Origin of the sequence: Vibrio sp. sp1 (assembly GCF_016920955.1) — a bacterium.
GTDB lineage: Bacteria > Pseudomonadota > Gammaproteobacteria > Enterobacterales > Vibrionaceae > Vibrio > Vibrio alginolyticus.
This window is the reverse complement of the sequence record NZ_CP060589.1, coordinates 2,886,263-2,903,302: the sequence shown is the minus strand read 5'-3', so window position 1 is coordinate 2,903,302 and position 17,040 is coordinate 2,886,263. Positions and strand designations below refer to the sequence as shown.

Here is a 17,040-nt window from a genome sequence, read left to right as displayed (position 1 = left end):
ATGACTGATACAAAAAAGGCTTTGATCATCTCTAATCAAAGCCCCTTGTTTCTGCTGGTTAATTGTCGTGTTTAGTCGTCCGCCTCAAACACAACGTTATAATTTTCGGTGTATGTACAATTCGGCTGACGGCTACAAGTAAAGAAACGTCTCCCTTTGAACTCACCTTGGCTTGCGGTTTTAATGATCATCGGACTGCCGCATTTTTTGCAAAAGCGCACTTCTTTATCGGGCTCAATCAAATCAATGTGTGCCGCAAGCAAACGACGTAATCGCCCAACTTGATAACTGTGCTTTATCGAAGCGCCGATTAAAGGCAGGTTGGCCGTCTTACAAACATGAATCAATAACTTTTGTCTTTCTATCTTACCCTTGTTTAGCTCCTGCCCATTATCCAATTCAACGATAACGCGCGGCTCTAGTGTCCTTGGGTCACAAATAACGTAATCAAAATAGCTTCGAGATATACGATTGTTCGCGACAAAAAACTGCTTCTTATTTTTGATTTCTTTTGGCGTAACCAAACTGGACATGTTTACTTTCGCGAATACTACGGCATGCTCCCCGACCGCCGCTCTTAACGCATTATAGAACGCACCCTCTTGACCTCTGAGCAGAGGGCCTTTCGAGCGATAAGGATAATCACGCGTGTCATCGTGCTTAATCACGTACTTTTGAATAACAAAGAAGAATAAAACCAGAAGAACAACAATGATAAAAATGTTGGTCATAAATAAAGTGCATCCAAAACAACTCGTTGCTCAAAGCGTAAATGGAAATGTTATGCAGAGCAACAAAACCTCGCAATTTTGAGGCGCCACGACGATAGCGAGAAACAGAAAATTTTGCTCACCAATAAAAACGAGCCAATCACACACTTGGATTGGCTCGTTTAAATTTTGTTAATACATTATGTATGCTAAGAATCAACTATTAGCGTCTGGCTGATTCTCTGGCATCGCATCAATAAAAGCTGGCAGTTGATTGCATGACTGCACAACAGCGTTAATGGTTGGATAAAGAGAAGTATCTACACCAAAGCGTTGTGCGTTATAAAATTGTGGTACCAGACAAATATCGACAATAGATGGCGAGCTTGTCAGGCTAAACTTGCAATCACCATTTAGTTTACGATGCTTCTGAAGTTTCTCTTCTAATGCTGTAAAACCTTTGTGGATCCAGTGATGAATCCAAGCGACTTTGCGCTCTGGCTCGCAAGCTAACTCCCCCTCTAAATACTGTAGAACTCTTAAGTTATTCAGGGGATGAATCTCCATTGCAATATCCTGAGCCAAAGCTAGCGCTTGGTATCGAAGCGGCGTTTGCTCGGGGATCACAGTGACATCCGGGTAGTGTTCTTCTAAGTATTGAATGATCGCCAGTGACTGGGTTAACTGAACCTCCCCATCCACCAGCAAAGGAACCAGTTCAGAAGCGTTTAACTCATGGTACTCGTCACTATGTTGTTCGCCACCATTGCGCACCAAGTGTACCGATTTTGAATCATACGATAACTCTTTAAGATTCAAGCAAATACGCACACGATATGCCGCCGATGATCGCCAGTATCCGTATAAAATCATGCTATCGCTCATATCGTCTCCCAACCAGCACTGTTAGTGCTTGAGATATTGGCTAACTTGTTGGTCAATCGAGCCGAATATGTTGTTGCCATCCGCATCGAACATTTCCAATCTAATAGAATCTCCAAACGACATGAAGTTAGTCGACGGCTTACCATCACGAATGGTTTCAATCATGCGAACTTCCGCGATACATGAATAACCAACACCACCCTCCTCAATCGAAGTGCCATGTTCGGTGCCTTGCTTATTAGATACCGTGCCAGAACCTATAATTGCCCCAGCAGATAGCGGGCGCGTTTTAGTCGCATGAACAATTAAGTCTGCAAAATCAAACGTCATATCGATACCCGCATTTGGGCGACCAAACGGCTTGTGGTTGTAGGTCGAGACCAGTGGTAAATGCACTTTGTTTTCGTACCACGCATCGCCTAGTTCGTCAGGTGTTACTGCCACAGGAGAAAACGCAGAAGAAGGTTTAGATTGGAAAAAACCAAACCCTTTAGCTAACTCTGCCGGAATTAGACCACGCAGTGAGACATCATTCACCAGCATGATCAAACGAATCGACTCCTGAGCCTCTGCAACACTCGCGCCCATTGGTACGTCACCAGTTACCACAGCAACTTCACCTTCGAAATCAATACCCCATTCATCACTCGCAAACTCGATGTTGTCACAAGGTCCAATAAAGGCATCAGAGCCTCCTTGGTACATCAACGGGTCCGTCCAAAAACTCTCTGGCATTTCAGCGCCGCGAGCTTTTCGAACCAACTCAACGTGGTTTACGTAAGCACTGCCATCAGCCCACTGATAAGCGCGAGGAAGCGGCGACTCACAGTAGTGCGCTTCAAACTCTTCATACCCTGCAACCGTGCCATTGTTCAGTGCAACGTATAGCTCTTCCAGTTGTGGTGCTAGCGTATCCCAGTTATCAAGTGCCACCTGCATCGTCGGTGCTAAGTTCATAGGGTGGAAAATTTCTGTCGCAGGTACGCAGCGCGTTAAGTCTTTGCTCACGACCATCAACAAACCGTCACGAGTGCCATTTTTCTTGGTTGCTAATTTCATCCTTGCCTCTTACTTCTCTTGCCAGCTATAGACGTATTCTTTGTTTTCTACTTTTTCCAGCTCATCCGAAAACTGAAGTGCGTGACGCGTATCAATCATGACCGCGACTTCGTCGGTAAAAGTCTTCTTATGCTCTCGCCCTGCTTTGAAAGCTTTTGGGTGAGGGCCATGTGTAAATCCTGCTGGATGGAATGTCACCATACCCGCTTCAATGTTGTCACGGCTGAAGAAATCACCTGCATGGTAGAACAAGACTTCGTCATAATCGTCATTGTTGTGGTAGAACGGTACTTTGAGCGCTCCAGGATCACTTTCAATTGGACGAGGAACGAAGGTGCACACCACAAATCCTGCTCCTACAAATGTAGTATGTGCAGAAGGCGGTAAATGGTAACGATGTGACATAAGTGGACGAATATCACGCCAGTTCACTTTTACTACCGCCAAATCACCATGCCAGCCAATCGCATCCAGCGGGTTGAATGGGTAAGTGATAACACTGACTTTATCGTGGCGTTTCACCTGAACCTGTGTTTGATTCTCAGAATATTGAGCACGGAACTGATCGTTGATCGACGGCGTTTCTAAAACCGCTGGATCAAACACCGCGTGGTTTCCAACCATGCCTTTTTCGGGCAATGTATAAGCCGCATCGGTATTTTCGATCATCAGAATGAACATCGGCTCGCTTGGCTCTAAACGCCAGCTCGTTGAGCGCGGGATCATGACATAATCCCCTTCGCTCACTTTCAAATGACCATAATCACAGTAGAGATCTGCCGTACCTTGGTGGATGAATAGCAGTTCGTCGCCATCCGCGTTTCTCACCAAGAAGTCCATTTTTTCATCCATACGCCAAACACGAACTTTACAATTCGCGTTGTGTAATAGATGCGGGACTGCCCAAGGGGTAATATGGCTGGCTTTCTCGACTAGATTAAAATCAAATGCTCGTGGACGTAGCTCGCCTTCCCACTCAGACCACCCCGTTGGGGCATGTTGATGATGAAAATGTGTTGCGGGGCCGAAGAAGCCACTTCGACCTGCCTCACGTTCATAAATTGCCTCTTCCGGGAAGTCAGCATGCGCTTGTTTAGAGCACACTCCCTCCCGTTGAGGGAATGTGATCCATTTATGCATCGCTCAATACTCCTCGGCGAATTTGGTCTTCTTCTATCGATTCAAACAACGCTTTAAAGTTACCCTCGCCAAAGCCTTCATTGCCTTTACGTTGGATGATTTCGAAGAACACAGGGCCGATAACGGTTTGAGTAAAGATTTGTAGCAAGATGCCATCTTTCGTTGGCGCACCATCAATAAGAATCTGCAAATCACGAAGCTTGCTTACATCTTCACCGTGGCCTTCAACACGCTGATCGACTTTCTCGTAATAAGTATCTGGTGTTGGCATAAAGTCCATGCCTCGCTCACGCAAGGTTTTGACCGTTTCGTAGATGTCGTCTGTGGTCAATGCGATGTGTTGAATACCTTCGCCATTGTATTCACGGATAAACTCTTCAATCTGTGATTTATCATCTGACGACTCATTGATAGGAATTCGGATTTTGCCGCAAGGTGCGGTCATCGCACGGCTGACAAGACCTGTCAGCTTACCTTCGATATCGAAATAACGAATTTCGCGGAAGTTACCAATGCGCTCATAGAAACCAGACCAGACATCCATGTTGCCTTGCTTAACGTTGTGCGTTAAGTGGTCGATTTCGTAAAGACCAACATTCGCTTTTGATAAACGCTCATCAGCATCATCATAAAAACGAAAATCGACATCATAAATGCTCTGCTTTCCATAACGATCGACAAAATAAAGCAAGCTTTCACCGATGCCATAAATAGCAGGAATGCTTAGCTCCATCGGCCCAATTTCCGTTTTATATTCTTTACCGCCATTCTCTAACGCATGCGCCAGAGCAACGGTGGCGTCTTTCACACGAAATGCCATGCCACAAACCGACGGACCGTGAACTTTGGCGAATCCCTCAGCTTGGCTATGCGGCTGCGCATTCACAATAAAGCTAATGTCACCTTGTCGATATAACCACGCTTCTTTTGAGCGATGCTTTGCGATTTCCGCAAAACCTAACGATATAAACAGATCTTTAAGCTGTTGAATGCCTTTGTTGTCTGCAGCGGTATATTCAACAAACTCAAATCCGTCTGTTCCTAGTGGGTTGTATGCATCAACCATGACTTTCTCCTTGTCTCAGTAGCTTTTGTTTGGACTTATTTTTCTAACTTGGCGCAGGTCTTGAGAAATTGGAATACGTGGGGAGAAATCTTTATCTTGGCGATTTTTACGCCTAATTGTAAAATATATGTTACACACAGAGGACACATCGAATCCACTTTCGTAAACATCAAACAAACTGCTTATTTTCAATATATTAGATTGATATTTTCGGCTTTACGCCAACACAAAAAATGTAAACAAGTTGTTACCTTGGCATTTTATCTTGGCAACGTAGCTCAAAAAGTAAAAGAGGGATAGAAAGCCTATTGCCCCCTATTTCTATCTGCTTCATTCATTTGGTCCTACAAAACATCAAAAGTAATGTTTCGTGACGCTTCATACAGTTCGAAAGACTCATCGGTCAGAATCGTGTCATGGATACCCCTTTATTGATTCACCTCAGTTTTATTCAAAAGTAACTGTGCCATAAGTGGTGCTCTGTTCCCTATCGAGCCGAGCCACAAGGCTTCACGCTCGATCAGAAAAAGAGACATCTAATGACACACATTAATCAAGAACGCCTAGTTAAACACTTTTGCCAACTAGTACGTATCGACAGCGAATCAAAAAACGAAAAACAAATTGCAGAAACACTGGCAGAACAGCTAGGCGAGCTAGGCTTTACCGTGCACAAGCTTCCAGTGCCTGAGCACATTTCTAACGGTTTTAACGTGTACGCCCGTTTAGACGGCAAAAAAGACGGCTCTATCCTAATGAGCTGTCATATGGATACGGTCACTCCAGGTATTGGCATTGAGCCACTCATCGAAGACGGCATTATCCGTTCAAAAGGCCATACGATTCTCGGTGGCGATGATAAATCTGGTATTGCTGCCATCATGGAAGCCGTTCGTTGTATTCAAGCGGAAAACCGTGAGCACAAAACGTTAGAACTTGCTTTCACCGTGTATGAAGAAGGCGGTTTATTCGGTTCACAATACTTCGATATGTCACACGTCACTTCAACGGAAGCAATCGTGTTAGATACGGGTGGCCCTATTGGCACCATTGTGACCGCAGCCCCAGGCCAGCAAAAGATCATGGCAAAAATCAAAGGTCGACCAGCACACGCAGGGCTTGCGCCAGAAGAAGGCATCAGTGCGATCATGGTGGCGGCTGATGCTATCAACCAAATGAAGCTGCTGCGCATCGACGAAGAAACGACAGCCAACATCGGTATGGTTAACGGCGGTCAGGCCACAAACATTGTTATGCCTGAATTAAAAATCGTGGCAGAAGCACGCTCCCTGAATGGCGATAAACTAGATGCTCAGGTCAATCATATGATCTCAACATTAGAGTCTGTCTGTAAAAAACACGGTGCAGAAGTCGAAATTGAATCTAGCCGAGCCTACGACGCTTTTGTTATTGAAGAAAACCACCCACACGTAAACGCTATAAAAGCAGCGTTTTCAGAGTTGGGAATTGACGCCTTCACAAAAGGCACTGGCGGCGGTAGCGATGCCAACAACTTTAACAAGAAAGGTCTCACAACGGTCAACCTTTCAACTGGCATGGCAAAAGTACACACGACAGAAGAGTTTATCGCGGTAAGTGATATGGTCAAAATCACTGAGTTCGTGAAACATTTCCTAGTCAGTTAACGTCGTGCCTTTTGAAGAGAGACTGACTATCTTCCCCTTCTAGCCTGTGTTTGAAGGGGATTTTAATTTGTATCGAAGCAAAATTACTTCCCGTCATGCCAACTTGATATCAGATCTTCAAAGAAATTCCCCTAGCTCACTTTTTGAGACCAGACAGCTCAACACCTGACACCCTGTTACAGTAATGTTAAAACTCGATTGTGTAGACAATTTATACAATATACATTTTTGGCATCTTTCAGGATGAAAAGAGTGAGACAAGGATGAAATTACCTAAGTTGCTTTTATTAGCGTCGATGATGAGTCCAATACTGGCAACATCAAGCTATGCCGCGCCGTATCCCGCAGGTGTGACCCTCGATGAGACACAAGAAATTACGCTAAACAATGGAGCTGAAGTTACTTCTATTGATCCAGCCAAGCAAGCCGCAGAGCCCGCTTTTAATCTCGGTCGAGACCTGTTTGAAGGTCTGGTCATTCAAGATAAGCAAGGTAAAACCATTCCTGGTGTTGCTGAGTCTTGGTCAGTCAATGACAACAATACGGTTTATACCTTCCACTTACGTGATGCAAAATGGTCAAATGGCGAAACGGTCACTGCACAAGATTTTGTCTACAGCTGGCAACGCTTACTGAATCCAAGCACTGCTTCACCCTACGCTTGGTTTGCGGCCATTCCAAATATCGAAAACTCGCAAGCGATTATGAAGGGCGAAGCCGAGCCTGAGTCTTTGGGCGTGAAGGCGCTGGATGAAAAAACATTCCAGGTAACACTCGAAGAGCCTATTCCCTTCTTTACGAAACTATTAAGTCATCCAGTGCTTGCCCCCGTTCACAAAGCGACCGTTAAAAAACATGGCAACCGTTGGACCCAGCCTGAGCATATCGTTACAAATGGTGCGTTTACTGTCTCTGAATGGAAAGTTAACGAAAAACTGGTGATGGTTAAAAATCCACATTATTGGGACGCAAGCAATGTAGTGCTGGAAAAAGTCACTTGGCTACCAATTGGTGATGCAAACGTAGTGCTAAACCGCTACCTAGCTGGTGAGATAGACCAAGCGGTTTCCATTCCTGCCGCTCAGAAGAAAAAGTTAATTCAACAACGCCCACAAGAGGTGGCAAGCACCAGTGCGTCTCTTGGCTCCACATTCTATTACCTCAACACTCAGCAAGGGCCAACAAAAGACGTTCGGGTTCGTAAAGCCCTCTCATATGCCATTGACCGTCAACTGTTAACGAGTGCTATTTTGAGAAACGGTGGGGTTCCAATGTATACCCTTGTGCCACCTCAAACAGATGGTTTTAAATCTCACACTCCTGAGTTCGCAACTTGGAACCGCCATAAACGTATCGAAAAAGCGCAGCAATTACTGTCAGAAGCTGGATACGATAAAAGCAATCCGCTTAAGTTAACGTTTACCGTACCAACTTTCTCGATGGACGTAAAAATGGCAACCACCATGGCAGGCATGTGGAAAAGCCGATTGGGTGCGCAAGTCACGATAAAACAGCTAGAACCGAAAGTGTTCTACGCACTTAAAGAGCCGACCGACATTACTCGCGGCGGCTGGACGGCCGACTACAATGAAGCCTCTACATGGTTGGATATCTTCGTTTCTAGTGGTGAGTACAACGATTCTCGTTATAACAACCCGCAATACGACGAGTTAATGGCTCGCTCAAAGACCATGAGCAACCCATCAGAACTGTATTTACAAGCAGAAAGCATGCTGATTGAAGACATGGCCATTATTCCTATTTATCGTCCGGGTAACGATCAATACCTCATCAAGCCTTACGTGGGCGGCTACGAACTGACAAACCCTGAGTCGTCGTACTACCGCAAGAATGTCTATGTAACAGCCCACTAAAAGCATGTTTTCGGTCTGAGTCGGCAAGTTCAATGTTTACTTGCCGTTCCTCATATCTCTCGGTGGAGAAGGCAACCTGAGCTCAGACCATTTTTTTATTCATAACCCTTCGAAGTGATTTCGGATGACCAAAGGATGATGGATCATGATTTGGTACATTGTTAAGCGATTAGCTATCGCTATCCCCACGCTTCTATTCATCGCACTCGTATCATTTTGGCTGATGCACATTGCACCAGGGGGGCCATTTGATATGGAACGGCCTATGCCAGAGGTGGTACGTGCGAATATCGAAGCAAAATTCCATTTGGACCAGCCCTTCCTTACTCAGTTTTGGATTTACATTGGTAATTTCATACAAGGAGATCTCGGTCCGAGCTTCGTTTATCAAGACTTCAGTGTTACACAGCTCGTCGCACAATCATGGCCAGTTTCAGCAGTATTAGGCGTGCTCTCCTTTTGTATTTCCGTTCCACTTGGCATGTTGCTTGGCACCATTGCGGCATTGAACCGAAATAGCCGCCTAGATTACGGCCTGATGACACTTTCGATGACTGGAGTTGTGGTTCCGGCTTTCGTGCTTGCTCCAGTTTTAGTCATGATCTTCGCTATTCAGCTCGGCTGGTTCCCTGCTGGTGGTTGGGAAGGAGGAAAGCTGGCTTTTCTTGTTCTTCCCGTGCTCAGCCTAGCGATTGGCTCCATTGCGAGTATTGCACGCGTCATGCGTGGCGCAATGATTGAAACGCTCAACCAACCATACATTCGAACGGCAAAAGCCAAAGGTTTGTCCACAACCTACATTTTATTCCATCACGCTTTGCGACCATCCCTGATTCCCGTCGTTGCGATGCTCGGCCCTGCGTTTGTGTCTGTCGTGACAGGCTCGGTAATTATCGACATTTTCTTTGGTACAGGTGGCATGGGACAACACTTTGTGTCTGGGGCTCTCAACCGCGACTACGGCCTAGTAATGGGCATTACTCTGATTGTCGCTTCACTCACTATCTTCTTTAACCTTGTGGTCGACTTGCTATATACGATTATCGACCCTCGTATACGCGTTTAGGAGTCCGGCATGTTAACGATAAAAAAACTGGATACACAAGCTCTTCAAGATCAAGTCGTCGACAATATTGAAGCCGTCGAAGGTCGCAGTCTTTGGCAGGATGCATGGACTCGATTTCGTAAAAACAGAGCCGCGATGACATCAGTGTATGTTTTGGCGTTCATTACCTTATGCATCACCTTCGGCCCCTCTCTTGCCGCTTTTGGCCATGATGAAATTGACTGGGAAGTGCTCATCGATCCATACGAGCTAGGGAAACCTTCACTGAGCAGTGGCCATTACTTTGGTACCGATGATCTCGGGCAAGATGTCTTTGCTCGCACGATGCAAGGCGGCAGGCTCTCTATTTTGGTGGGTTTTGTCGGCGCCTTAGTCGCCGTTGTTATTGGTACGATTTGGGGAAGTATTTCCGGCTATCTTGGCGGCGTTGTCGATAGCGTAATGATGCGCATTATTGAGGTGCTCGATTCGGTGCCATTTATGTTTATGGTTATCCTGTTTGTTACCCTTTTTGGCAACAACATCTACCTGATTTTTATCGTGATCGGAATGGTATCTTGGCTGGGCATTGCCCGTGTTGTACGTGGTGTCACCTTCGGTCTAAAAAAGCGAGAGTTCATCGAAGCCGCACACTCTATTGGGGTTTCTAAATTGACAATTGTCCGACGCCATGTTCTGCCTAATGTTCTTGGGATCGTGATGGTTTATTCCTCCTTAATGGTACCAGGATTCATTATGTTCGAATCGTTTTTAAGCTTCTTAGGGCTTGGTGTTCAACCACCAGACACGAGCTGGGGGATCCTGATTTCCGAAGGCGCAAAAACAATTGACGTTGCATTGTGGATGCTGCTTTTTCCCTCTCTGTTTTTAGTTGCCACCCTCTTTTGTTTTAACTTCATCGGCGATGGCTTGCGTGATGCTCTTGACCCGAAAGACCGATAAGGACAAACCCATGCTATCTATTGAAAACATGAACGTGCGCTTCGATACGCCAGATGGGCAAGTGCAAGCGGTCAGTAATCTCTCCTACTCGATTAAAGCGGGCGAAACTCTTGGGATTGTTGGGGAATCAGGTTCGGGAAAAAGCCAGTCTGTTTTCGCATTAATGGGGTTAACCGCGGATAACGGCGCCGTGTCTGGAAGCGCAATGTTCCACGGTGATGATTTACTCGCGATGTCTAAAAAGCAGCTCAACCGCATCCGTGCAGAGAAAATCGGAATGATCTTTCAAGATCCGATGACGTCACTCAACCCATTTATGAAAATTGGCAAACAGCTTTGTGAAGTTCTCATTATTCATAAAGGAATGACCCGAAAACAAGCAAAAATTGAATCGATTCACATGTTGGATGCGGTGCGTATTCCCTCTCCCGAAACTAGGATGAATCAATACCCTCACGAATTATCTGGCGGAATGCGTCAGCGAATCATGATAGCGATGGCCTTGTTGTGTAAGCCCGAGTTGTTAATTGCAGACGAACCAACCACCGCGTTAGATGTAACCGTTCAAGCTCAAATTTTGACGCTATTACGAGACTTACAACAAGAGTTCAATACGGCTATTTTACTGATCACTCACGATATGGGCGTCGTCGCCGAGATGTGTGATCGCGTATTGGTCATGTATGGTGGTCAAAAAATGGAGCAATCAGATACCGAGACATTGTTCGCTCAACCTGCGCACCCCTACACTCAAGGCCTGCTAAAGGCGATTCCTTCCATCACTGAAGATATGCCGCGTTTACCAACCATCCCAGGTAACCCACCAAGTGCGTTGATTAACCATCAAGGGTGTCCGTTTAGAGAGCGGTGCGAGCATCGAGAGACGCGTTGCCAATACGAAACCCCACGGTTTTCTCCATTAAACACGAGCCAGTCCATTGCCTGTCACGTTAAAGCACCCAGTGTTATCACTCCCATTCAAATAAAAGCTTAAGGAGGCGTTATGAATAAAAAAGAAGTCCTCATGTCTGCTCGTGATTTAAACGTCCACTTTCCTGTTTCACGTCATCTTATTACAAGTCGACGTAAAATCGTGAAAGCGGTCAATGGTATCGACTTAGATGTTTACCGAGGTGAGACACTTGGCATTGTGGGGGAATCAGGCTGCGGAAAATCAACACTTGCACGCGCCTTACTTCGCTTAATTGAACCTACACATGGCGAGTTGACTTGGAAAGGTCAAGACATGCTCGGGTTTAGTAAAAAAGAGCTTTCCTCTCGACGCAGAGAATTTCAGATGGTGTTTCAAGACCCATCCGCTTGTTTGAATCCGAGGTTAACCATCTCAGAATGCATCGCCGAACCACTGCTCACCCACGAGCCAAAGCTTAAACGGGCAGAGGTAGAAAAGCGTGTCATCGCTATGATGGATAAAGTGGGTCTCTTGGCGAGCCAGCGAAACCGCTATCCACATGAATTTTCCGGAGGTCAATGCCAGCGTGTGGGCATTGCCAGAGCATTAATTCTCAATCCAGATTTGGTCGTGTGTGATGAACCCGTTAGTGCGCTAGACGTCTCCATACAAGCTCAGGTCATCAATCTTCTAGATGATCTTAAACAAGAAATGGGGTTAACACTGGTGATGATTGCGCATGACTTAAGCGTGGTGCGCCATATCAGCGACCGCGTTATGGTGATGTATCTTGGTAAACCTATGGAAGTAGGACGTTACGATAAAGTATTTGATGATGCACAACACCCCTACACCAAAGCACTGTTATCTGCTGTCCCGATAGCTAATCCGCAATTAGCACGTGACCGTGAAATACAACTATTGCCCGGCGACCTTCCTTCTCCACTTAATCCACCGAGCGGTTGCGTTTTTCGTACTCGATGCCCAGAAGCCACCGAAGTATGCGGGCAACAGAACCCAATAAAAACAGGCTCGGAGCAGCATCATATCTATTGCTCAAATATGACTTTAGGAACCATTTAATGAACAATACTAACTCAGTAAACCAACGCCTTACGTTATTGCGTGAGGCAATGTCCTTTCACAACGTGTCTGCATATATCGTGACCAACAATGACCCACATAACAGTGAATACTCAGCGGTTCATTGGTTAGCGCGAAGCTGGATTTCAGGTTTTACCGGCTCAGCAGGCGATGTCGTCATTACCCAACAAGGTGGTGGCCTGTGGACTGATGGTCGTTACTATATTCAAGCTGAAGAACAGTTACACGGCACAGGACTTGAACTGTTTAAAGCCAAACAACTAGAAACACCGACAATTGCCAAATGGCTGGCTACCACGCTCCCAGAAAACAGTATTGTCGCGGTTGACGGGCGCGCCATCAGTTACGCTTTTTATCAAGGCCTCAAACAAGCCTTTGAAACGAAAAACATTAAGATCATTGTCGACCTGGATTTACTCACACCGATTTGGCTTGAAAGACCACCTCGCCCAAGTGCACCCGTATTCGAGCACCCCACCGCTTTTGCTGGCGTTGACACAGAAAATAAGTTAGCGAGAATCCGTTCTTGGTTAACCGAGAACCAAGTAGATAGCTTATTAGTGTCAACGCTAGATGATGTCATGTGGACAATGAATATTCGAGGTGGTGATACGAATTACTGCCCAGTTTCTGAAGCCTATCTAATCGTAGAGCAATCACTTGCGACACTGTTTATTGATAAGGCCAAACTGCCTCAAGACGTTGAAAGAGCACTGACCGAGCAGAGTGTACACATTCGCCATTACAACTACGTAAGTCAGTATTTGAATCAGCAATGTGAGGGATTATCGCTCGCTTTTAGCCCGACCCACACAGCCAGCTTATTGGTGAGTTCGATTGAACGGAATGTGAATCTAAAGCCAATGGCTTGCCCTGTAACGGCAATGAAGGCCATAAAAAATGCGACCGAGCTAACTAGCCTAGAACAGGCATTAACAGACGATGGTGTGGCAATCGTAAGGTTTATGAACTGGCTAGAAGAGCAAGTTCCAAGCGGACTCGTTACAGAATTATCTGCTGAGGCACAACTGAATCACTATCGCCGTCAAACCCGACATTATGTAAGTGACAGTTTCCGCACTATCGCAGGCTTCGCGGCTCACGGGGCAAAAATGCATTATGCCGCCGATGAAGAAAGCAATGCGGCAGTCAATGAAAGCAACTTCTTTCTCGTCGATTCTGGTGGCCAATACCTTGGCGGGACAACAGACATCACCCGTACTTTCCACTTCGGGTCACCGACCATTAAGCAGCGCAAAGATTATACCTTGGTGCTCAAAGCGGTCATCCGACTGACTCAGACTCGATTCATGAAAGGCTCTACGGGTGCCAATCTTGATATCATGGCGCGTGGCGTCTTATGGCAACATGGTATTGATTACAAGTGCGGCACTGGACACGGCGTGGGCATTTGCTTGAATGTTCACGAAGGGCCACAAAATTTCTCGCAAAGCCACCACGAGGTTGAACTAAAACCGGGTATGGTCATTACCAATGAACCAGGCGTTTATCGCGAAGGTGAGTACGGGGTAAGAATAGAGAACATTCTTAAAGTTGTAGAAGTAGAACAAAATGAGTTCGGCACGTTCTACGGTTTTGATACCATCACTCTTGCTCCAATTGCGACCAACGCCCTTGATTTATCAATGCTAGATCAAGCAGAGCTAGACTGGCTCAATCATTACCATTCACGAGTCTATCAAGCACTTAGCCCTTTTCTTGATACGCAAGATAAAAACTGGCTTCAACGCACAACCCAACTTATTGAGAAATAGGATATCAGCAAGCTTTATAACGTTTTCATTTTCATCTCAAACTCCTTGTTTGCCAGCCTTCGGGCTGGTTTTTTTTATAGAGATAACGGCGTGAAAAACAAAAACGCCCCGCAATGTTAGCGAGGCGATCAATTAAATTAAAATGATGCAGTTAAAATGCCCTACTGACGACACTTCTGAGCATCAAAATCAACGACGATGGCGGCATTCTCAAAGTCACCAGAGACTTTAACGTAGCCCCAGTAGTTACTCTGATTTGACAACGTAATACACTCTCCATTACCAATATTATCTGACCACCCGTGACGATTAGTATCATCCGGCCAACCAGAGTTACTGTATTCAAGCTTTAGGTTGCCCGTACCATTCCCCGTCGTTATCGCCAGATTTGAGCTCTCATTCACCGCTAGCACGCTTAGCCAAATGGTTTGTTGATTTGCCAAGCAAACGGGCTCTCCTGCTGTTAGGCGCCCACCGCTTACTTTACTTTGCACCGCGCAGTCTTGTGGCAATGTGTCATTACCGCCCAACGTTGAGATAACAACACTATGAGTGGCGGTTGCCGTCAAGCCTTCACTGTCTGTCACACTTAGACTGACCGAATACTCCCCTTCACTCCCATATTGGTGCGTCGGCTTGGTTTGTGTACTTGTCGAGCCATCACCGAAGTCCCATAAGACGCTGACGATCTTCCCGTTTGGGTCTGTACTGTTTTCACTGCTAAATGTAATGCTTTCACCGACTTTCCCCTTGTTGTTTGCGGTTATGACTGCATTAGGTGCACCATTTGAGACAAGGGCTTGCTGCCACTGCTCAAACTCACTTTGATATAAATTCGCCCATTGGGTGATCGTTGCCTTGTAATTGCTCCAATTCCCTTGGCGTGTTTCCACCAGCATTTGGTTTACGTCATCTTTATGATTTTCAAACATAAAACGTACAGCTAAGTACCCCCAACGATAAATTCGATCGACATCAAACCCATCATAAGTAGTCTCGAAAATCTCACTTAAGGTATATGTCGAGCCGTCTAAAATCGTCTCAAGTGCTGCTTGGTTGTCATTTTCTTGAGCGACATACTCTGCAATGCCTTCACTCCACCACACTATTTTTTCAGTTGGATGACTAAACCCTCCATAGAGATCAAATCGACCATCTAAGTAATGCACGTATTCGTGCTCTAGGTTCCAGACAAAGTGATCCGCGTTCGCATAAGAGGCTTCATAAGCAATAAAGTTGGGAATATTCCCCGGCTGGGAAGGGTCGCCCTCCAAGTACATACCGCCATTGTCAGTACTAATATCGAAAATTGGCCCTGCGTACTTACCATAATCAGTGCTTGAATCGAAGATATTGACTTGGAGCTGAGTGTTGTGGTCATCTTTTACTGGCTGTTCACCCGTTTCTAAAGACTGATGAAAGTAACCCTCTTCGTAACCCATTTTAGAACATGCGGCCGCGTGTTGCTCTTGCGTCATATTCTGGGACAATATTCGAATTGTCGGACTACAGGTATAAGTTTGCGATAGCACCAAGCCTTTTAGCTCAGTTTCGAAATTACAAATTCCGAACTCACTACAATCTGCGTAATATGAGGCGGTGTCCGCCGCCGCAAGCCAAACCGCGTCACCCCGACCATACATTTCATACTGTTCAAAGATTCGACTCAGCTGACTCTTCACAACAGAACTCGCGTTACCCGTATACTTGGTCAGACGCCCGAGCTCTCGCCCCGCATTCGCGGCCATAAACTCATCTTCAGCACCGATTGATGACGCCCTCAGAGCAAAATCGCCTAAAGCTTTGGCAAGGTCTGTTTGGTTACCAATTACTTGCACAAATTGCTCGTTCCACTGCCCACCAAACAAAATAGTGAAAACACCATTAACCGCATTGCGCATATACCAGTGCTGGGCGTATTGATCATTCCAACGTGTAAGCCACTGGGTCACTTGCGGTAAGTACGCGTGCTGCAAGCCCGCACTATCCATAGTGATGATGACTTCACTAAGCACTTTGCCGTGACGGTCGCTGTTCTCGTAGAAATTTGCGTTGTTAACAAACGCATCCACGGATTCTTTCACCGCTGGGGTGACCCATTCAATAAATGAGATGTTGTCATTGTAAAACTCGGCGTAATAACCTGCGCGTAAGTATAAGAACAACGTTTCTAGTTCATCGCTCCCGCCACCTGTATACCCCTTCGCCAATGTCGTAGTACGCTTCGCAATGTTGTACATATGATCGGAGCTAAATACCGACTCTTGAATCCGACTTTCAGCAGAGAATAGCTGGTTCACACACGTCGCGCCCTGACTTAAAATTTCGCCGATCAATTGGTTACTGCTTTCGGTAACCAATGCTTCCAAATCACAAGCAGTGCTCGACTCATCAAGGCTTTCAAGTGACTGTACTCGAGTTGCCTTGGAGGGCTGAATAGGGAGAGTTGCGGTTGGTTGGTATTCAACTCGATTGGATTCAACACCGTGTGTATGAGCCGAATGTGCATGTTGCTCTGTAACTAGAGAAACTGGCTCGCTTAACGCAAATACGCCAGTGCTGGTTAATGTTGTCGCAATCGCGACACTCAAAGTCTTCAGTTCCATCTAATTTCTTCTATATTGAGTTTTCCTTAGATGCATTACGTCTTTTGCATCGCCACTGCCCTTATTACTGCAAGAGCATCTCCATATAATCTACTCGCAAGACAAGAAGAAACATTTTGTTAACAACTAGATGTGGCGGTATCAGTTTTTGGTACTCGAGTTGCCGTTGCACGGGCTTGCCAGAAATCGATTTGCTTTAATAATATTGATCAACTAGTTGTTTATCTTTCCATTCAAATATCTTTTATTGCTCC

13 protein-coding genes are annotated in these 17,040 nt (G+C 45.8%); 7 read left to right on the top strand and 6 right to left on the bottom strand.

Features of this window, described 5'->3' with window-relative positions; all coding sequences use genetic code 11:
- Positions 1-71: 71 nt before the first annotated feature.
- The 5 genes from H9L11_RS13560 to hppD all read right to left on the bottom strand — a co-directional run bounded on the left by H9L11_RS13560 (position 72) and on the right by hppD (position 4,860).
- Positions 72-731, bottom strand: coding sequence for a DUF2726 domain-containing protein (locus H9L11_RS13560; protein ID WP_005377831.1), 660 nt, complete (start codon positions 729-731; stop codon positions 72-74).
- 195 nt (positions 732-926) lie between these two features.
- Entirely contained in the window at positions 927-1,595 is a 669-nt protein-coding gene (maiA, locus tag H9L11_RS13555; RefSeq protein ID WP_005377832.1) for a maleylacetoacetate isomerase, read from the bottom strand.
- Between the two features lie 21 nt (positions 1,596-1,616).
- Complete coding sequence (locus H9L11_RS13550; protein ID WP_025766743.1) at positions 1,617-2,654, bottom strand: fumarylacetoacetate hydrolase family protein; 1,038 nt, start codon at positions 2,652-2,654, stop codon at positions 1,617-1,619.
- Positions 2,655-2,663: 9 nt separating this feature from the next.
- Positions 2,664-3,794, bottom strand: coding sequence for a homogentisate 1,2-dioxygenase (locus H9L11_RS13545; RefSeq protein ID WP_005377834.1), 1,131 nt, complete (start codon positions 3,792-3,794; stop codon positions 2,664-2,666).
- Entirely contained in the window at positions 3,787-4,860 is a 1,074-nt protein-coding gene (gene hppD / locus H9L11_RS13540) for a 4-hydroxyphenylpyruvate dioxygenase (RefSeq protein ID WP_005377835.1), read from the bottom strand. Before hppD ends, H9L11_RS13545 begins: the two co-directional genes overlap by 8 nt.
- Before the next feature lie 539 nt (positions 4,861-5,399).
- On the opposite strand from hppD, the gene H9L11_RS13535 reads away from it, so the two are divergent.
- The 7 genes from H9L11_RS13535 (at position 5,400) to H9L11_RS13505 (ending at position 14,180) form a co-directional block, all read left to right on the top strand.
- Entirely contained in the window at positions 5,400-6,506 is a 1,107-nt protein-coding gene (locus H9L11_RS13535) for a M20/M25/M40 family metallo-hydrolase (protein ID WP_086046697.1), read from the top strand.
- Positions 6,507-6,769: 263 nt separating this feature from the next.
- Positions 6,770-8,380 (top strand): peptide ABC transporter substrate-binding protein, encoded by a 1,611-nt coding sequence (locus tag H9L11_RS13530; RefSeq protein WP_161441560.1) that lies wholly within the window; start codon positions 6,770-6,772, stop codon positions 8,378-8,380.
- Positions 8,381-8,525: 145 nt separating this feature from the next.
- Positions 8,526-9,446 carry an oligopeptide ABC transporter permease OppB gene (oppB, locus tag H9L11_RS13525; RefSeq protein ID WP_005377838.1) on the top strand — a complete coding sequence of 307 codons (921 nt, stop codon included), beginning with the start codon at positions 8,526-8,528 and terminating at the stop codon, positions 9,444-9,446.
- A 9-nt stretch (positions 9,447-9,455) separates the two neighbouring features.
- The gene (locus H9L11_RS13520) at positions 9,456-10,388 is read left to right on the top strand and encodes an ABC transporter permease subunit (RefSeq protein ID WP_005377839.1); all 933 of its coding nucleotides are present in this window, start codon (positions 9,456-9,458) and stop codon (positions 10,386-10,388) included.
- 10 nt (positions 10,389-10,398) lie between these two features.
- The gene (locus H9L11_RS13515; RefSeq protein ID WP_205390833.1) at positions 10,399-11,382 is read left to right on the top strand and encodes an oligopeptide/dipeptide ABC transporter ATP-binding protein; all 984 of its coding nucleotides are present in this window, start codon (positions 10,399-10,401) and stop codon (positions 11,380-11,382) included.
- A 9-nt stretch (positions 11,383-11,391) separates the two neighbouring features.
- Entirely contained in the window at positions 11,392-12,384 is a 993-nt protein-coding gene (locus tag H9L11_RS13510) for an oligopeptide/dipeptide ABC transporter ATP-binding protein (RefSeq protein WP_054730121.1), read from the top strand.
- Entirely contained in the window at positions 12,384-14,180 is a 1,797-nt protein-coding gene (locus H9L11_RS13505; RefSeq protein WP_205390832.1) for an aminopeptidase P family protein, read from the top strand. The genes H9L11_RS13510 and H9L11_RS13505 overlap by 1 nt, the downstream gene beginning before the upstream one ends.
- 161 nt (positions 14,181-14,341) lie before the next feature.
- Here H9L11_RS13505 and H9L11_RS13500 read toward each other — a convergent pair whose 3' ends face one another.
- A complete protein-coding gene (locus H9L11_RS13500; RefSeq protein ID WP_086046693.1) occupies positions 14,342-16,786 on the bottom strand; it encodes a collagenase in 2,445 nt (814 codons plus the stop codon).
- Between the last annotated feature and the right edge of the window lie 254 nt (positions 16,787-17,040).